The organism is Actinomyces weissii, from assembly GCF_016598775.1.
Classification (GTDB): Bacteria; Actinomycetota; Actinomycetes; order Actinomycetales; family Actinomycetaceae; genus Actinomyces; species Actinomyces weissii.
Map to the genome: position 1 here is coordinate 463,414 of NZ_CP066802.1, position 17,057 is coordinate 480,470.

The following is a 17,057-nucleotide window of genomic DNA, read 5'->3' on the forward strand; positions in this document are numbered from 1 at the left end:
GGGTTGAGCGTAGGAACGGGGGGTACGGGCCCTGAATGCGCCTAAGGGCGGGACTTCCTGGCGCTCTCCACCTTTGGTATGAGGGCTCAAGGCGTCGGCGGCCCCGCCCAGGCGGTGGCTCGCAGGGACCGGGACGGCCGCTAGCCCCAGGGCCTTGGCCAGCCCCGGGCGGGCCTGGCCAGGCAGACGGCTGCCAAGGCTCCCCCCTCCCACCGGAAACCGACCAGCGGCCGGGACCTTTTGCTGTGCGCTTGGCGCGGAACGGCAGGCTGTCATTACGGTCCGGCAGGCCCTAGGTCCGTTAGCCTGGGGCTGTGTCCACGAGTGCCGTACTCACTCCCGCGCCCCTGCCTGAGCACCTGGGGCGGGCCAGCGCGGCCGGGCGCACCCTGGTCATGGGGATCCTCAACGTCACCCCGGACTCCTTTTCTGACGGGGGCCGCTGGGACACCGTGGAGGCCGCCCTCGCCCGCGGCCACGAGCTGGCCGCGCAGGGGGCGGACATTATCGACGTCGGGGGGGAGTCCACCCGCCCCGGCTCCCAGCGCATCACCCCGGACGTGGAGATCGCCCGCGTGGGTGAGGTGGTGCGGGGCCTGGCTGCCGCAGGCCACGTCGTCTCCATTGACACGATCCACGCCGAGACCGCCCGCGCCGCCGTGGAGGCGGGAGCCTGCATAGTCAACGACGTCTCCGGGGGCCTGGCCGACCCGCAGATGCACGCGTTGGTGGCTCGTACCGGCGTCGTCTACGTCTGCCAGCACTGGCGTGGTACCCCCGAGACCATGGACCGGCTCACCGACTACCCCCAGGGCGTGGTCGCCGGGGTGGAGGCCGAGCTCTCCCAGCGCCTGGCTGAGTTGGAGGCCGCCGGGGTGTCCCGCAGCCAGCTGGTGGTGGACCCCGGCCTGGGCTTCGCCAAGACCCACCCGCAGTCCTGGCAGCTGCTGGCCGCCACCCACCGGCTCAGCACCGACCTGGGGCTGCCGGTGCTGGTGGGAGCCTCCCGTAAACGCTTCCTGGCCGCTGCCCTGAAGGCGGCCGGGGAAGGTGGCCCGGTGGACCCGACGGCGCGCGACGCCGTCACCGCCGCCACCACTGCCCTGGCTGCCGCCGCTGGCGCCTGGGCCGTCCGCGTCCACGACGTCCCGTCCAGCCTGGACGCGGTACGAACCTCCGCTCTTTGGAAGGAGCACAGCTGATGAGTGTCAACCTGACCGGCGCCAGTGACAGGATCTGCCTGAAGGGCTTGTCAGCCCGGGGACTTCACGGTGTCCTGCCCCTGGAGCGGGAGGAGCCGCAGCTGTTCGTGGTGGACCTGAGCCTGGAGCTGGGGCCCGGTGGCGCCCAGGCCGCCGCCGCCAGCGACCAGCTGGCTGAGTCCGTGGACTACGCCGCCGTGGCCACCTCCGTCATCTCGGTGATCGAGGGCGACAGCGTCAACCTGATCGAGACGCTGGCGGCCCGGATCGCTGACCTGGTGCTGGGCTACCCGCGCGTGCGGGCCGTGGAGGTCACGGTCCACAAGCCGGAGGCCCCCCTGGACGTGGCCTTCGACGACGTGTCCGTGACCATCCGCCGTGGCGAGCTTGCTGCCGGGTCCGTTGGTGCGCCCGCCTCCCAGCAGCTGCCAGCGCCAGCCGCCCAGGTGGCTGCGGCGACGGCTGATCCCGCCTTCCCACCAGTGCCTGCCCCCGCCTTCGTGCCGGAGGCCGAGCGGGCCTTCCTGCCGGTGCAGGACGCCTCCGTGCCGCCCCCGCCGCCGGTGCTCACGCAGGTGCCGGTCCCGTCTGAGCCTGCGGCCTTGGAGGTGGAGCCTTCCCCGCAGGAGCTACCGGGAGCGCCGGAGGCACAGTCCGTACCTGGCCCGGAGGAGCCCCTGGCCTTTGACGCCAGCATCGGCCCGCTGGACTCTGCTATCGGCAAGGCCCCCCAGGCGCCGGTGGACCCCGAGCTGGCTGCCGCCCTGGCCGCCCCCGCCCCCGCCCCCTTGGACATGAGCGTCTTTGAGGACGCTCCCGAGCTCCTTGAGGCTCCGGTAGCGGATCTCGCAGCCCCCGAGGCCGAGGAGCCCGTACAGGCCGTCGAGCCCAGTGGCCTGGACCAGGCAGACGGCGCGCCCTCCGGCTTTGAGGGCCCTGCTGTGGACGCAGTGGACGCCGAGGCAGGCGGCCTGGCCGCCGGTGCCCTAGGAGCCACCGGTGCGGCAGCGGCTGGCACGCTGGCCGCCGGTGCTGTGGCGGCTGAGAGCCGCGCAGAGTCCGGTATCGAGGCTCTGATCGCGGACGCCCACGCCGTCGAGGCCTCCGCCGAGGCTGAGTTCGGCCCGGCGGGCTGGGGCCGGGGCGCGGAGCCCTTCTCGCCCTTCGCCCCTGACCCGGAGAACGTTCCCGCCGCCCCCGTGGCAGAGGACCTCCTGCACCCGCAGGCGGAGTCCGCCCCGCTGGGCGAGAACCACCCGGGGCAGCCTGGCGCAGGCTTCCCGGAGCCCCCCGTGCCGGGTGGTGGCACGGCTGCCCCGGCCCCCTTCAGCGACCCGCTGCGCAGCCGCCCTGCCCAGCCCGCGGCCTTCGTGCTGGCCCTGGGCGGCAACGTGGGTGCGGTCCTGCCCAACCTGCGTAACGCGGTGGCAGCGCTGCGCGACACCGTGGGGGTGGAGCTGGCCCAGGTCGCGCCGCTGGCCCGTACCGCCGCCGTCACTGACCCCGGTTCCGAGCCCCAGCCGGACTTCCTCAACACGGTGCTGCTGGGCATGACGGTCCTGTCCCCGATGGAGCTGCTGGAGGTGGCCCGCAAGCTGGAGGCCGACGCCGGGCGGGTACGCACCAAGGTCAACGGCCCACGCACCCTGGACGTGGACCTGATCGACTATGAGGGCGTCGTCTCCAACGACCCCGAGCTCACCCTCCCGCACCCACGCGCCGTCCAGCGGGCCTTCGTCCTGGTGCCCTGGGCAGAGGTGGACGACCTGGCGGAGATCAGCGGGCAGTCAGTGGCCCTGCTGGCTGAGAACGCCGCCGACCGGGACGGCGTGCGCTGGCTGGCCCTGGACTGGGAGGACTCGGACAGCCTGCCCGCGCTGCCCACCGGCCAGTACATCGCCCCGCCGCTGGCGGCTGACGAGCTGTCCGAGCAGGCCCCCCAGGGGCAGGAGCCGGAGGAGGATGCCCTGCCGCGGCACACTGACGAGGCTGCCGCCCCGCTGCCCCAGGAGCACGCCACGGCTTTGGAGGAGATGCCGGAGGCGGAGCCCGCCGCCGTGGCCTCCCCGGAGGCTGAGGCTCCCTCCGCAGAGGACTCCTGGGGCGCCCCCGTGGCCTGGAAGGACGTCCTGGGCGGCAACCAGGGCCGCGAATGACCCGAACCCGTTGGGCCACTGTCCTGGCCTGGTTCCTGGGCACCGGCGTCGTGGCCTGGACCGTGCTGGACCTGGTGCTGCGCTACCAGGGCTGGGTGCCCGCACTGACTCCCTGGGGTGCCGCCCTGGCCCTGGTGGTCAGCGCCGTGGTGCTGTGGTGCGGGCTGGCGGTACGGCGCCTGCGCTCCCGTGAACGTACCTGGATCACCCCTATCGGGGCGGCCCTGACAGCAGTGGCCGCTAAGGCCTCCGCCGTGGTGGGGGCGCTGGTGGCTGGGGTGTACGCCGCCGAGCTGGTGATCGCCCTGAGCTCTGACCCCTCCCCGGCCATGACCTCCTTGGCCTGGGCCTCCGGAAGCTGCCTGCTGGCTGCCTTGATCTGGTGCGGCACCGGCCTGCTGGTGGAGTCCTGGTGCGCCCTCAAGCAGGACGACGACGAGGACGGCACCGGTGGTGCCCCCGGCGCTGAGTCCCCGGACGCCGCCCGTGGGACTGCCCGGACGGCGTCGCCTCCCGGCCCTTCCCGCCGCCACCATTAGCGTGCTGCCGCCGTGAGTTGCAGGCGAGCGACGCCATCGCCGTCAGTAGGCAGCCTCAGACGGGGACGCCAGCCGCAGGCCGTCCTGGCACAGACCGTCCTGCAGGAGGATGCCCGGTGGCCGCGGGCCTGAGATGATCGGCTCATCCGAGCCGAAGGAACCTGCATGACCAGCCAGCCAGCCGGGCCCGCCACGCCCAACAGCACGGCCGCCGCGCCGGTGGGAGACTCCCTGCCAGACTCCCTGCCAGCTTGCCCGGCAGGCCCCCTGCCGGATTCTCTGCCGGACTATCATCCACGCTCTCTGCCGGACTCCCAGCCATATTCCCCGGTAGGCTCCGCGGCCCGGCCGCCGCAGACGGTGGTTGCCGTTGGTGGTGACCCCTTCGCCCCCCAGGGAGTCACCTTCCAGCCGATCTCCCCGCGCCTGGCCACAGCCCGGCTCATACCAGCAGTCGGCTTCGACCTGCTGGCGGCTATCGGCTTCGTGGTGGCCGGAGTGCTGCTGAGCCCCTGGGCCTACATCGGCGCGGCCGTCTGCGCCCTGGCGCTGCTGTGGGAGCTGTGGCTCATTCCCCGGCAGGTGCGGGCTATGGGCTACGCCCTGGCCGAGGACCACCTGCTGTGGCGCAAAGGGATCATGTTCCGCAGCCTGTGCGTGATCCCCTACGGGCGTATGCAGTTCGTGGACACCTCCCAGGGGCCGCTGGGCCGCTACCTGGGCATCGCCGAGGTCAAGCTGCACACGGCCTCCGCCTCCACCGACGCCACGATCAACGGGCTGCCGGTGGCTGAGGCCGAGCACCTGCGCCAGCTGCTCTCGGAACGGGGCGAGCAGCGGATGGCGGGGCTGTGAGCAGCAACCGGCGGCCTGCCCAGGAGCGGGCTATCCCCTTGCCCGAGAAGGCGCAGTGGCGGCGGGTGCACCCGATCACCCCGCTGCTGGAGGGCTGGAAGGTCGTCACCGCCCTGTTCGCCTTCGTGGTGTGGCAGAACGCCCAGCTGCTGGGTGACGCCTATGAGGCCCTCAACGGCGTCGGCTCCGCCACCCTGGCCCGCGTCTGGCCCTGGGTGCTGGCCACCGTGCTGCTCGCCCTGGCGCTGGTGTCCCTGGGACTCTGGCTGTCCTGGCGGATGCGGAGCTTCGCGGTGGACCAGGACGCCGTGTACCTGCGCACCGGCGTGCTCAACAAGCAGCTGCGCACGGCCCGCCTGCCACGCATCCAGTCAGTCGACGTGGTGCACCCGCTGCTGGGCCGGATCCTCGGGCTGGGGCGGCTCACCGTGGAGGTGGCAGGTGGCGGCGACTCCCGCGTGGTCATCGGCTTCCTGCGCACCAGCGAGCTGCAGGCCCTGCGCGACCAGATCCTCTCCCTGGCCGCGGGCCAGCAGCTGCGGGGCAACTTCCTGGCCCCAGCTCAGGCAGGCGCGCGGCCAGCAGGTGCCACAGTCACCGACGGCGTCGCCCGTGGCAGCGCTCCCAGCAGCCCCGGCGGGGCTGACGGCGTCGCTGGCTATGGGGCGGGGCAGGCCGCAGCGGCTGATGCTGGGCCTGATGCGAGGGGCGGGACTGGCGCCGACGGCGTCGCGCCGGGTGCAGGGTGGCCACAGGCTGACGCGGCGCCGCGCGGTTTCGCGGACGCGCTCAGCGCCAAGCCGCTGGCCCCGGGCCTGGTGCAGGACGTCGAGCACGACCTGTACGAGGTGGATATAAAGGTGCTGCTCGGCTCCATGCTGCGCTCTGGTGCCAGCCTGGTCTTCCTGCTGGTGCTGCTCGGCTACGGCATAGCGGCCACCGTGGTGCTGCTCTCGATCAACGCCTCCGACGAGGAGCTGAGGGCCGGGGCGGTGCTCTCCGCCCTCCTGCCCGTGCTGACCGTGCCGGTGGCCTTCGGCGGCTACCTGTGGAACCGCTTTGACAAGGCCTGGCGCTTCCGGGCGGCCGCCACCCCCGCAGGCATACGGATGCGCTTCGGGCTGACGGCGGAGACCTCCTCCACCCTGCCCCCGGGACGGGTGCACGGTGTCCACCTGCAGCAGGGGCCGCTGTGGCGGGGCCCCGACTGGTGGCGGGTGGAGACCAGCGTGGCCGGGCGGGAGAACGTGGAGGCCAGCTCCAACGGAGTGCAGAACACTGGCGCGAACGTGCTGCTGCCCGTGGGGGTGCGGGACACGGCGCTGCGAGCCTTGTGGCTGGTGGTGCCCGACCTGGGCGTGCCCGACCCTGACGCCTTCCTGGAGGAGGCCCTGGGCCCAGGCCAGGTGGGCGGCGCGGCCGCCGGAGTCGCAGCGGGTGCGCCTGGAGGCGGCGCAGGCCCGGTCCAGGCTGCGAGCCCGAGCCAGGCTGCCGCCGGGCCGGCCTCCGCCTCGACGACGGTGGCGATCCCCACCGCGGGCTTCGTGGGCATCTCACCGCGGGGGCGCGTGTTCTCGCCCTTCGCCTGGCGGCGTGAGGGCATTGCGCTGACCGAGACCTGCGTGGTGCTGCGGCTGGGCCGCTGGTGGCGCCGCACCAGCGTGATCCCCTACGAGCGGATACAGTCCCTGCGGGTCAGCCAGGGGCCGTTCGCCCGACGCCGCGGCCTGGCGACCATCCACCTGGACATGGTGGACATCGCGATCGCCCGCAACCTGAGCAACCTGGACCTGGCGGAGGCCGCCGCCGTCGCCCAGGTCATCTCCGAGCGGGCGCTGCGGCGGCGTGGGGAGGAGCAGCTGGACCGTTGGCTGCAGCGCGCCACCGGCGACGCACCGCAGGCCTCCTGAGCGCGCGCCTGCCGCAGGCAGGACCGGCGGACCTGGTGGAGACGGTCGCCGTCGCCCGGAGCGTCTGCGAGCGGACGAGGCAGTCCCTAGCAGGTCTGGCAGGCTCACTGGGTACGGCTGCCCCAGCGGACCTGGCGGGCACGGCGGGTTAGGGTCGGGCCATGAGCCTTGAGACCTCCTCCAGACCGGGCCGCCTGGGCGTCGGCGTCATCTCCGCCGGGCGCGTGGGCGCCGTGCTCGGCTCCGCGCTGCGGGCCGCCGGGCACCAGGTGGTGGGTGCGCACGCCGTCTCCGCCGACAGCCGTGAGCGCGCCGAGGTGCTCCTGCCCGGGGTGCCCCTGCTGGAGGTGCACGAGATCCTCCGCCGCGCCGAGCTGGTGCTGCTGGCAGTGCCCGACGACGCCCTGGCCCCCCTGGTCCAGGGGGCCGCAGACCTGGGCCACTGGCAGGATGGCCAGCTGGTGGTCCACACCTCCGGCCGCTACGGCACCGCCGTCCTGGAGCCTGCGCGCCGGGCCGGGGCGATCCCCCTGGCGATCCACCCCGCCATGACCTTCGGGGGCTTCTCCACGGACGTGGCCCGCCTGGTGGGCTGCCCCATGGCCGTGACCGCGCCCGCCCCCGTGCTGCCTATCGCCCAGGCGCTCGCGGTGGAGCTCGGCGGTGAGCCCTTCGTGCTGGAGGAGGCCGCCCGCCCCGCCTACCACGCCGCGCTCGCCCACGGGGCGAACCACCTGGTCACCCTGGTCTCGCAGGCGGTGCGGGTGCTCGCCGCCGCCGGGGTGGCTGACGGCGCAGCCACCCTGCGGCCCCTGCTCGGCACCGCCTTGGAGCGGGCCCTGAGCGAGGGGGAGGCGGGTCTGACCGGGCCGGTCTCCCGGGGTGACGCCGGAACCGTCGCCGCCCACCTGCAGGCCCTGGGCGGGTTACGGGACGAGACGGGCCGGGACCTGGGCGACGTCGTCGCCACCTACCGGGTGCTGGCGGAGGCGACGGCGCGTCGCTGCCAGGCATCCGGAAGGATCAGCGCCAGCCAGGCGCAGGCGGTGCAGGAGGCCCTGAGTGCGGCCGGGCCCGCAGACGGGTGTGAGGACGGGCCTGCGGGTGAGTCTGCGGGCGGTCCCGCCCCCGGTAGCTGAGCCCGGGTGCGGACCGCGAGCCGCAGCGGCCTGGGCTCAGGAGCGCTTGACCAGCGGGAAGGTGATGGTCTCGCGGATGCCCTGACCGGTCAGGGCCATCAGCAGGCGGTCGATGCCCATGCCCATGCCGCCGCAGGGCGGGAAGCCCTGCTCCATGGCCACCAGGAAGTCCTCGTCCAGGACCATGGCCTCCGGGTCGCCGTTGGCGGCCGCCAGGGCCTGGGCCTCGAAGCGCTCGCGCTGCACCACCGGGTCAGCCAGCTCGGAGTAGGCGGTGGCGGTCTCGAAGCCCCGGATGTAGAGGTCCCACTTCTCGGTCAGGCCCGGCTTGGAGCGGTGGTAGCGGGTCAGGGGGGAGGTGTCCTCGGGGAAGTCGTAGACGAAGGTCGGCTCCCACAGGCTGTCGCCCACGGTGACCTCAAAGATGTCCTCCACGATCTTCCCGGCCACGGCGTAGTCGTCCACCTCCAGGCCCAGCTTCTCCGCGAGCTGGACGAGCCGCTCACGGGGGGTCTCCACCGTGACCTCCTCACCCACGCCCTCAGAGACCGCGGTGTACAGGTCGATCTTGCGCCACTGGCCGGACAGGTCGTACTCGGTGCCGTCGGCCAGGGTGACGACCTCCTTGCCCTCCTCCAGGCCCAGGGCGTCCCGGGCGGCCTGCTGCACCAGGTTGCGGGTGAGCTCCGCCATGCCGTCGTAGTCGGAGTAGGCCTCATAGGCCTCCAGCGCGGTGAACTCGGGGGAGTGGGAGGAGTCAACGCCCTCGTTGCGGAAGTTCCGGTTGATCTCGAAGACCCGGTCCACGCCGCCCACGACCGCCCGCTTGAGGTAGATCTCGGTGGCGATCCGCAGGTAGAGGTCCATGTCGAAGGCGTTCATGTGGGTCGTGAACGGACGGGCGGAGGCGCCCCCGTGAATCACCTGGAGCATGGGGGTCTCCAGCTCGATGTAGTCACGGCGGTGGAAGTTCTCGCGCAGGGAGCGCACGACGGCGGCGCGGGTGCGCACCATGTCCCGGGCGGCCGGGCGGATCAGCAGGTCCAGCTCACGACGGCGGACCCGGTTGTCCTCACTGAGGGTGACGGCCTCACCGGCCTCGTTGGTCCAGGTCTTGGGCAGGGGGCGCAGGGCCTTGGAGGCGATACGCCAGGCGGGGGTGGCGACGGCGTCGTCACCCAGGTCGGGCAGGGTGGCCGGGTCCGTGCCCTGCGTCAGCGCGGTCTCAGCGAAGACGGACAGCTCGCCGCGGCGGGAGGCGATCACCCGGCCGTGCACGAACAGGTGGTCGCCCAGGTCCACGTCGGACTTGAAGGAGGCCAGGCTGGTGTGGCCGTGGCCGGGCAGGGACTTGGCGGAGAGCATGGCCTGGATAGTGGCCCCAGGGCCGTCCTGGAGGGTCACGAAGCACAGCTTGCCGGTGTTGCGCAGGAAGACCACGCGCCCGGCCAGGCCCACCTCGTCCTGGGTCTCCTCGCCAGGCTGCAGGTGGCTGTAGGCGGCCCGGACCTGGGCGATGGTGGAGGTGATGGGCAGCTGGACCGGGTAGGGCTCCCAGCCCTCAGCCCGCAGGCGCTCGCGCTTGGCGGCCCGTACCTCGAACTGCTCTCCCGGGCCAGGGGCCGCCTTGGGGGCCTTAGCGGGGGCGTCCGGGCTGGGCTGGGTGACCTGCTCCTGCACGGCGGGCGCGGCGGCGTCGGCGGCAGCAGGGACGGGGGTGCTCTCGGGCTGGGTCTGCGCGTCAGTCACAGGCCGATCCTACCGGGGTGGCGCTGGCCGGGGGCTCGCCCGCAAGAGGCGTGGGCCACGCCTTGCGGGTGAGAGGCGCGCTTCTGCCGCTCTGGGCGGTTGGACGTGGGACCGTGCGGCGGTGGCTGGCGTGGGCCGTGCCTGCGGGGGACTGTGCCCCGGCACCTTGCGTGGCCGTGCCTGTGGCGTGTCTGAGCGCTCTTCCTGACTACTCGCCACCCAGGACCTTGCGTGGCTGTGCTTGGAGGCCGGTGGACTGTGCCCGCCGGGAAGGTGCCCGGGACCTTGCGCGGGCACACCTGTGTACCGGTGGACTGTGCCCGCAGGGGGTGTGTCGGCCTCAGAGGCGGGGTTTGCTCCGCCAGCAGGCCGGTCCCGTGTCCGCACAGAGCCCCTGCCCCCAGCCTTCTGCTAGGGGCTTGCGGATCAGTCCCGCGCCTCGGCCAGCGGGGTGCCGGAGGAGCGCAGGCCCTGATGGCGGGCGGCGTCTGAGTCCTCAGGGACCTGCCCGGGCTCGCTGCCGTGCTCCACGATCCGGTTGTGCTCGTCCACGAAGACCACGTGGGGGCGGTAGCTCCGGGCGGTGTCGTCATCCATCTGGGCGTAGGCGATCAGGATCACCACGTCCCCGGGCTGCACCAGGTGGGCGGCCGCCCCGTTGACACAGATCTCCCCGGAGCCGCGCCTGCCGGGGATCAGGTAGGTGGACAGGCGGTTGCCGTTGGTGCAGTCGCAGATGTCCACGCGTTCGCCGGGCAGGAGGTCCGCGGCGTCTAGGAGGTCCGCGTCCACGGTGATCGAGCCGACGTAGTTCAGGTCGGCCTGGGTGACGGTGGCGCGGTGGATCTTGGACGTCATCATCGTCCGCAGGCGGGTGCTCATCGGCATCAGCGTAGGCGTGGGACCTGGGGCCCAAGAAGTGCTGGCAGTGGAAAGTGGTGGACCTGACAGGGGCGTGCTGGGCGGGCAGGGGGCTCCCCGTGGTCTGTGACCTGGGCACCCTTAAGGGGCGGGTGCGCCGGGCGGGTGGGGCGCAGAAGGGCGCAACGCGGCTCGCCCCCTGGATGCCGAGCTCCAGGCTGGGCCCCGGGCTCCGGGGCGTGGCGGTACCTGTTCCAGACCGTCGCCGAGCTCCAGGCTGGGCCCCGGGCTCCGGGGCGTGGCGGTACCTGTTCCAGACCGTCGCCGAGCTCCAGGCTAGGCTCCGGGCACCGGGGGCGTGGGCTCAGGCCAGGGGCACCAGGGTGTTGTCGATCAGGCGGGTCCTGCCCACCCGGGCGGCCAGGGCCAGCAGCCCCTGCCCAGGCCCTGCTACCCCTGCAGGGGCGGGCAGCCCCAGGCCCGCGCCCGCCAGGTCCACGAAGGAGTCCGGGTCCACCAGCGCCACGTAGTCCACCTCCACGCCGTCGGCCGCCTGCAGGAAAGCCAGCGCAGCCTCCCGTACCTGCGCGGGTCCGGCCCCCTGCGCGGCAGCCTGCCGCCCCACGGTCAGGGCCTGGGACAGGGCCAGGGCCTGCTGCCGTTCGGCGGCAGACAGGTAGGCGTTGCGCGAGCTCATGGCCAGCCCGTCCGGCTCCCGGCGGATCTCCACCGGCACTACCTCCACGGGGACCGCCAGGTCGCGCACCATGGCGCGCACGATCGCCAGCTGCTGGGCGTCCTTGCGCCCGAACAGCGCCCACTGCGGCGCAGTCAGGTGCATCAGGGTCAGCACCACCTGGCAGACGCCACCAAAGTGCGTGGGGCGGGTCCTTCCCTCCAGCACCGTGGCCAGGGGGCCGGGGTCGATGCGGACTCCGGGCTCGCCGTCGGGGTACATGACCTGGGGGGTGGGGGCAAAGACCACCAGACGCCCCACCTGCAGGGCGCCGTCAGCGCCGGTGAGGGTGGCGGCCAGCCCGGCGACGTCGGCCTCCAGAGTGCGGGGGTAGGCATCCAGGTCCTCCCCGGGGGCGAACTGTAGGGGGTTCACGAAGATGGTCACGACGACGGTGCCCCGCGGCCCCACGCGGCGGGCAGCCTCGGTTACCAGGTCGAAGTGCCCCTGGTGCAGGGCGCCCATGGTCATGACGACGGCGCGGGGGGCGGTGTCGTGCTGGAGGGCGGCGGCCAGCTCGGCGCGGGTGCGGACCAGGGTGGCGGGGGCTGTTAGCTGTGCGGGGCTCATGGTGCCAAGTTAGTCCCCGGCGGCGCAGCGGCGCACCGCAGCAGGGTGTGGGGGAGTGCCCTGAACCTCGGGGCGCTGAGAGGCTGTGAGTCGGTGTCCCTGGGGGTGTTGCGGCCCCTGTCTAGACGTGCTGCAAGGTTGTGTGTGCGAGCGTGCGCGCAGGAAGCGGCTGCGTCGCTTCACCGCCTGTAGCACCCGGAACTGGTGCGAGCGTGCGCGTGGGGAGCGGCTACCGGCGGCGGCTGGCCGCAGGGGTCCGGCCCTCAGGACGGACCTGGCCGCAGAGGGCCCCTGGCACTGGCCTCAGGCCGACTGGGCCTCGTAGCCTGCTAGCGTGCGGGCCACGTCGTCGAGGAAGGCGTTGACCTCATTGGGCTCATAGCCGGTGTGGAACATGGTCCGCTGGAAACCGAGCTGGCGGACGTCGGTGGAGGTGAGCATGCCGTAAGGGCCGCCGACCCAGGTGCCGGCCTCCCGGGCGCGCAGCGTCTGCGTTATCTTGTCCCGCACCGTGTCCACCTGCTCGCGGTCGTAGCCCTCCTGGAGCTTGACGGTGGTGAAGACCAGGTGGCTGACGTCCTCGGCGGTGAGCGGGCGCCCCGGCACGTTCGCGTTGGCGCGGGCCTCGTAATGCTGCAGGGTGCGCACCACCTCGTCCAGGAAGTCGTCGATCTGCTCCACCGAGTAGCCTTCCTCGTCCACCGCGGTGGTTATCGGGAAGATGACGTCGTGGACGTCCTGGGACCGCAGGATGGCCTTGCCCTCGCCGTCGCTGGCTCCGTGCTCCCAGGCGCGCAGGGTGCTGGTGATCTGGTCCAGGTAGGTGTCCACGGAGTGGATGTCGTAGCCGTCCTGGTACTCGGTGGCAGGAAACCGTGCTTCAGTCACTTGGGTGGAGGTCAGCAGCATGTCAGGGTCCTCGATGTGTTGCTGTTGCGGTGTCTCCGCCAGGTGGCGGGGTGCGTGGTGAAGGTTGCGCGTTCCGGTCTGCGGCGTCCAGGCTGCGTGGGCGGGAAGGCCGGTGCGTGAGTCTTTCGGTTCAATTGTCTGGATGAGCTCCGGTGGGCTCAACTTTTACTGAGCGGCAGGTGGTGGTTCCGGTGGCGGCGCCGTTTCCGGGGCTGTGCCGGGGCGGGCCCTAAGGCCGCTGAAGGTGGCGGAAAGAGCCCTTGACCAGCAAAGAGGCTAGCAGCCCTCTATCGCTTAAGGCGCTTGCTGTAAGCGCAATGCGGCCCGTACCGGAGCCGTGCTGGTCTCGGTACGGGCCGCATTGCGTTGCCCGGGCGGTTCTGGCGGGCTGGGGCGCGGGAGCTTGTCACTGGCGGAGGGTTAGAACTGCTCCGACCGCTCGAGCCCTCCAGTGGAACCTTGCAATTGCAACGATGCCTGCGTTGCTCGGCTATGTCCAGGACTCTCTAGTCCTCCGTCAGTGACAGAACCGCCTCCGGTAAAGGGTCGCACGCCAGTGCGCAGGTGTGCGGCCCCAGCTACGCCGGGCAGGCGGGCCAGCGCACAGCCCGGCTGGTGGTGCGAGGCGGTGCGACCCCAGCGACGCCGGGCAGGCGGGCCAGCGCACAGCCCGGCTGGTGGTGCGAGGCGGTGCGACCCCAGCGACGCCGGGCAGGCGGGCCCCAGAAGGGCCCAGGGGCACCGCCTGCGCCGTCGCCACAGTGAACCAGGCCCCGCACAGGCCCCCGCAGGCCTACGGGCGCGGGGTCGAGCAGCACCCGGGCGGCCTCAGCGGCTGAGCTGGTCGGCGGCGGCCTTGACCTGGCTGTGCACCGGCACCAGCCGGGTCAGCTGGGTGACGTGGCGGGGCTCCAGCTCCGCGATGCTGGAGACGCCCAGCAGCTTCATGGTGCGCACCAGCTCCTCGCGCAGGATCGCGATCGCCCGGTCCACCCCCTGGCGTCCTCCGGCCATGAGCCCGTAGAGGTAGGCGCGCCCGACCAGGGAGAACTTGGCCCCCAGGGCGCAGGCGGCCACGACGTCGGCGCCGTTCATGATGCCGGTGTCGATCATGACGGTGGCGTCGCTGCCGACCTCCCGTACCAGCTCAGGCAGCAGGCGGAAGGGGATGGGGGCGCGGTCCAGCTGGCGGCCGCCGTGGTTGGACAGGAGGATGCCGTCCACGCCGTGGTCCAGGAGGCGCTTGGCGTCGGGGATGTTCTGCACGCCCTTGATGACGATCTTGCCGTCCCACATGCTGCGGATGACCTTCAGGTCCTCGTAGCTGATGGTGGGGTCCATGGCGGAGTCCAGCAGCTCGCCGACGGTACCGCCGGTGGAGCTCAGGGAGGCGAACTCCAGCTTGGGCGTGGTCAGGAAGTCGAACCACCACCAGGGGCGGGGGATCGCGTTCAGGACCGTCCCGGCGGTGATCTGCGGCGGGATCGAGAAGCCGTTGCGCTTGTCCCGCAGTCGGGCTCCGGCCACCGGCGTGTCCACCGTGAACATGAGGGTGTCGAAGCCAGCCGCCGCGGCGCGCTCCACCAGGCCGTAGGAGATCTCCCGCTGGCGCATGACGTAGAGCTGGAACCAGTTGCGTCCCTGGGGGTTGGCGGCCTTGACGTCCTCGATCGAGGTGGTGCCCAGGGTGGAGAGGGTGAAGGGGATCCCGGCGGCCCCGGCGGCCCCGGCCCCGGCGACCTCGCCCTCTGTCTGCATGAGGCGGGTGAAGCCGGTCGGGGCGATGCCGAAGGGCATGGAGGAGGGGCCGCCCAGGATCTCGCAGGAGGTGTCCACGTCGACGGCGGGGCGCAGGATGTCGGGGTGGAGCTCTACGTCCCGGAAGGCCTGGCGGGCGCGGCGCAGTGAGAGCTCGCCCTCGGCGGCGCCGTCGGTGTAGTCGAAGGCGGCGGCGGGGGTGCGGCGCTTGGCCACCTTGCGCAGGTCCCAGATCGTCTGGCAGGCGGCAAGGCGACGGCGGCGCCCGTTCAGGTCCGGGGTCTTGAAGTGCAGCAGCTCAAAGATCTCGGCGGGGTTGGGGACCTGTCGTTTGACCATGATGACCAACTTCGTTGTCGTGGGGTGGTGGGTTCTGTCTGGGTACAAGGGCCCAGTAGTGGCGAGGGTAGGGGAGGGCGGGCCGGTTAGGCAAGGTAAACCTAAGTTAATGACTGCTTGTCGTTACCGGGTGGGCTCGTGCGGGGTGGGGCCGGTTGGCTGTTGGGGTTTGTCACTGGTGGAGGCTTAGAGCTGTGCCAGCCGCTGGCTGTCTCTAGGCAAACCTTGTGGTTGCAGCGTTTGCTGTGCTGGTTGACCGCGTCCGGGCCCTTCTAGTCCTCCGCCAGTGACAGAAGTGCCGGTGCGCGGGGTGGGCAGGGGGCCGGTTGGCTGTTGGGGTTTGTCACTGGTGGAGGCTTAGAGCTGTGCCAGCCGCTGGCTGTCTCTAGGCAAACCTTGTGGTTGCAGCGTTTGCTGTGCTGGTTGACCGCCTCCGGGTCTTTCTAGTCCTCCGCCAGTGACAGAAGTACCGGGGCGCGGGGGGCCGGACGCACTGGACGCGCAGGCACTCAGCGTCCCAGGGGCGCAGTGAATGAAGCGCGGCTTGCTCAGTCCCGCTGGTTGCCTGGGTGGCTCAGGCCCGCTGGCTGCCTGGGCTGGTCGAGGTCTCGGGGGAGCCAATGAGCTCAGCTATCAGCGCCGCGCACTCGTGGCGGCTCACGGGGCGGCAGCCCTGCTCCACCCACTTGGCGACGGCAGCCGGCTCGGCCTGGGCCAGGCGCAGCCCTCGGGTGAGCAGCACGTAAAGGGGCTTGCGCCGCTCGGCCAGGTCACGGCGCAGCCGGAACCACCAGGAGCACAGACGGGGGCGCCTGAGTACCAGGGCCTCAGCCAGGACCCCGGCCTGGCGGCACCGCTCTATCAGCTCTGCCGCGAAGACCCCTTCGGCCACGAAGGCCCGGGTGCTGCCGATGTCCAGGGTGGTGTGGTCGATGGTGGCGTTGTCGGGGATCGAGTAGACAGGCACCTGGGTCACCCCGGTGCGGCACAGGGACAGGATCGCTTCCAGGGCGCGTCCGCTGTCCCAGGCGAGCGGGTTGTCCCAGTCGATCTGGCTCATGGCCTGGGCCCGGTCCACGCCCTGCGCGCCTGAGAAGGTGCCGTCCAGCAGGGGCATGCCTGCCTCGTCGCCGTCGCGGTAGAAGTTGTCCAGGTTAAGGCGCTGTGCTCCCACGTGGCGTAGCAGGGAGGTCTTGCCGGAGCCGGAGGGGCCGGTCAGGAGGATCACGCGGGCGGTCACGGCCCCTAAGCCTAAGGCCAGTCAGCAGCGTCGTTGACCGCTGGAGACCACCGTCCCTCACGACGGCGTTGCCCGGCAGGGGACGCCGGACATGGTGCGGGGTGTGGGCGCAGGTTGTGTGCTGTGGGCATAGGTGCGGGTTTGGCGTGTGGGCGCAGGTTGTGTGCTGTGGGCGTGGGGTGGGGCGCGTCCGTGGGGGTGAATCCGCGTCGTCTGGGTGGAACAGCGTCCGAAAGGTTGAACCCACGCCCAGCCGACGGCCCTTCCCGCCCCGCCAGCCCGGGGCCTGCCCGCACCCGTACTCGCAGCCCCTCCCATTCCGCGGCCCGCCCCGCCCTGCCGCGGCAGCCCCAAGAAAGCCCTCGCCCCGCCGACTTGTGCAGCCGACGGGGCAAGGGAGTCAAGCGTCCCAGGCTCTCCTGGGGCGGGTGTCAGTGCGCGATAACCACTCGCAGGTTGCGGGGGCCGTGCACGCCGTTGACCCGCACCAGCTCGATGTCGCTGGTGGCGGAGCCGCCTGCGATCCAGGTGGTGGGGCGGGTGGGGTGCTGCCCCAGGACGTCCACCGCCTGCGGGACCGTCGGCATGATCGACTCACGCTCCAGCACCACCACGTGCGTGTCCGGCACCAGGGAGATCGCGCGGCGCCCCTGGTCCGGCTCGCCGTCCAGGCAGATGGTGCCGGACATGGAGATCCCCACGCGGGCACAGGTGACGACGGCGTCGATCTGGTCCAGCTCCAGGGTCGGGATGGGCGTCTCGCGGGAGTCCTCGTGGACGGTCCGCCCGCCGCGGCCCGCAGCCTTCTTGTAGGCCTCCGGCAGACCGTCGGGGACCACCACGCTACGGGCCTGCGCCTCGTCCAGGAAGGTGGCGATCGCCTCAGCCACCTCCGCCTCCTCCGGGGCCAGGGACACCTGGGCGGAGTAGTCCTCCAGCTTCTCCACCATGTCGGCCACCACCGGCTCGGAGCCGGGGGCGTGCTCCCCGGTGCGGATGTAGTTGCGTGGCACCTCCAGCACGGGGCGGCCCTGCTGGGAGCGGGCGATGGCGTCGCGTGCGCGGGCGAGGATTGCGGTCTTGGCGTCCATCTG

The 17,057-nt window shown here is 72.1% G+C and carries 13 protein-coding genes; 6 read left to right on the plus strand and 7 right to left on the minus strand.

What is annotated here, in order from left to right:
- Window positions 1-314 precede the first annotated feature (314 nt).
- The 6 genes from folP to JG540_RS01905 all read left to right on the plus strand — a co-directional run bounded on the left by folP (window position 315) and on the right by JG540_RS01905 (window position 7,801).
- The gene (folP, locus tag JG540_RS01880) at window positions 315-1,202 is read left to right on the plus strand and encodes a dihydropteroate synthase (protein ID WP_407648334.1); all 888 of its coding nucleotides are present in this window, start codon (window positions 315-317) and stop codon (window positions 1,200-1,202) included.
- A complete protein-coding gene (gene folK, locus JG540_RS01885; RefSeq protein ID WP_200276426.1) occupies window positions 1,202-3,358 on the plus strand; it encodes a 2-amino-4-hydroxy-6-hydroxymethyldihydropteridine diphosphokinase in 2,157 nt (718 codons plus the stop codon). Before folP ends, folK begins: the two co-directional genes overlap by 1 nt.
- Window positions 3,355-3,897: a DUF3180 family protein gene (locus JG540_RS01890; protein WP_200276429.1), complete on the plus strand. Its 543-nt coding sequence runs from the start codon at window positions 3,355-3,357 to the stop codon at window positions 3,895-3,897. The genes folK and JG540_RS01890 overlap by 4 nt, the downstream gene beginning before the upstream one ends.
- 165 nt (window positions 3,898-4,062) lie before the next feature.
- Window positions 4,063-4,752, plus strand: coding sequence for a PH domain-containing protein (locus JG540_RS01895; protein WP_200276432.1), 690 nt, complete (start codon window positions 4,063-4,065; stop codon window positions 4,750-4,752).
- Window positions 4,749-6,662 (plus strand): PH domain-containing protein, encoded by a 1,914-nt coding sequence (locus JG540_RS01900; RefSeq protein WP_200276455.1) that lies wholly within the window; start codon window positions 4,749-4,751, stop codon window positions 6,660-6,662. Before JG540_RS01895 ends, JG540_RS01900 begins: the two co-directional genes overlap by 4 nt.
- Before the next feature lie 161 nt (window positions 6,663-6,823).
- Entirely contained in the window at window positions 6,824-7,801 is a 978-nt protein-coding gene (locus JG540_RS01905) for a Rossmann-like and DUF2520 domain-containing protein (RefSeq protein WP_200276457.1), read from the plus strand.
- A gap of 36 nt (window positions 7,802-7,837) precedes the next feature.
- Here the strand turns inward: JG540_RS01905 and JG540_RS01910 are convergent, their stop codons facing one another.
- The 7 genes from JG540_RS01910 to JG540_RS01940 all read right to left on the minus strand — a co-directional run bounded on the left by JG540_RS01910 (window position 7,838) and on the right by JG540_RS01940 (window position 17,054).
- The gene (locus JG540_RS01910; RefSeq protein ID WP_200276460.1) at window positions 7,838-9,550 is read right to left on the minus strand and encodes a lysine--tRNA ligase; all 1,713 of its coding nucleotides are present in this window, start codon (window positions 9,548-9,550) and stop codon (window positions 7,838-7,840) included.
- 426 nt (window positions 9,551-9,976) lie between these two features.
- Window positions 9,977-10,432 (minus strand): aspartate 1-decarboxylase, encoded by a 456-nt coding sequence (gene panD, locus JG540_RS01915; RefSeq protein WP_200276463.1) that lies wholly within the window; start codon window positions 10,430-10,432, stop codon window positions 9,977-9,979.
- A gap of 343 nt (window positions 10,433-10,775) precedes the next feature.
- On the minus strand, window positions 10,776-11,717 hold the full coding sequence (panC, locus tag JG540_RS01920; protein WP_200276465.1) for a pantoate--beta-alanine ligase: 942 nt from the start codon (window positions 11,715-11,717) through the stop codon (window positions 10,776-10,778).
- 303 nt (window positions 11,718-12,020) lie between these two features.
- Window positions 12,021-12,626: a DivIVA domain-containing protein gene (locus JG540_RS01925; protein ID WP_200276467.1), complete on the minus strand. Its 606-nt coding sequence runs from the start codon at window positions 12,624-12,626 to the stop codon at window positions 12,021-12,023.
- Window positions 12,627-13,454: 828 nt separating this feature from the next.
- Window positions 13,455-14,723 (minus strand): alpha-hydroxy acid oxidase, encoded by a 1,269-nt coding sequence (locus JG540_RS01930; protein WP_200276469.1) that lies wholly within the window; start codon window positions 14,721-14,723, stop codon window positions 13,455-13,457.
- A gap of 574 nt (window positions 14,724-15,297) precedes the next feature.
- Entirely contained in the window at window positions 15,298-15,963 is a 666-nt protein-coding gene (locus JG540_RS01935) for an ATP-binding protein (RefSeq protein ID WP_200276471.1), read from the minus strand.
- Window positions 15,964-16,394: 431 nt separating this feature from the next.
- The gene (locus tag JG540_RS01940; protein WP_200276473.1) at window positions 16,395-17,054 is read right to left on the minus strand and encodes a LutC/YkgG family protein; all 660 of its coding nucleotides are present in this window, start codon (window positions 17,052-17,054) and stop codon (window positions 16,395-16,397) included.
- Window positions 17,055-17,057: the final 3 nt, after the last annotated feature.

Excerpts from the sequence above, each read along its gene's own strand:
- panD (WP_200276463.1), bottom strand. The coding sequence starts at position 10,432 with ATGAGCACCCGCCTGCGGACGATGATGACGTCCAAGATCCACCGCGCC.
- JG540_RS01940 (WP_200276473.1), bottom strand. The coding sequence starts at position 17,054 with ATGGACGCCAAGACCGCAATCCTCGCCCGCGCACGCGACGCCATCGCC.
- JG540_RS01895 (WP_200276432.1), top strand. The coding sequence starts at position 4,063 with ATGACCAGCCAGCCAGCCGGGCCCGCCACGCCCAACAGCACGGCCGCC.
- folK (WP_200276426.1), top strand. The coding sequence starts at position 1,202 with ATGAGTGTCAACCTGACCGGCGCCAGTGACAGGATCTGCCTGAAGGGC.
- JG540_RS01925 (WP_200276467.1), bottom strand. The coding sequence starts at position 12,626 with ATGCTGCTGACCTCCACCCAAGTGACTGAAGCACGGTTTCCTGCCACC.
- JG540_RS01905 (WP_200276457.1), top strand. The coding sequence starts at position 6,824 with ATGAGCCTTGAGACCTCCTCCAGACCGGGCCGCCTGGGCGTCGGCGTC.
- panC (WP_200276465.1), bottom strand. The coding sequence starts at position 11,717 with ATGAGCCCCGCACAGCTAACAGCCCCCGCCACCCTGGTCCGCACCCGC.
- JG540_RS01930 (WP_200276469.1), bottom strand. The coding sequence starts at position 14,723 with ATGGTCAAACGACAGGTCCCCAACCCCGCCGAGATCTTTGAGCTGCTG.
- JG540_RS01890 (WP_200276429.1), top strand. The coding sequence starts at position 3,355 with ATGACCCGAACCCGTTGGGCCACTGTCCTGGCCTGGTTCCTGGGCACC.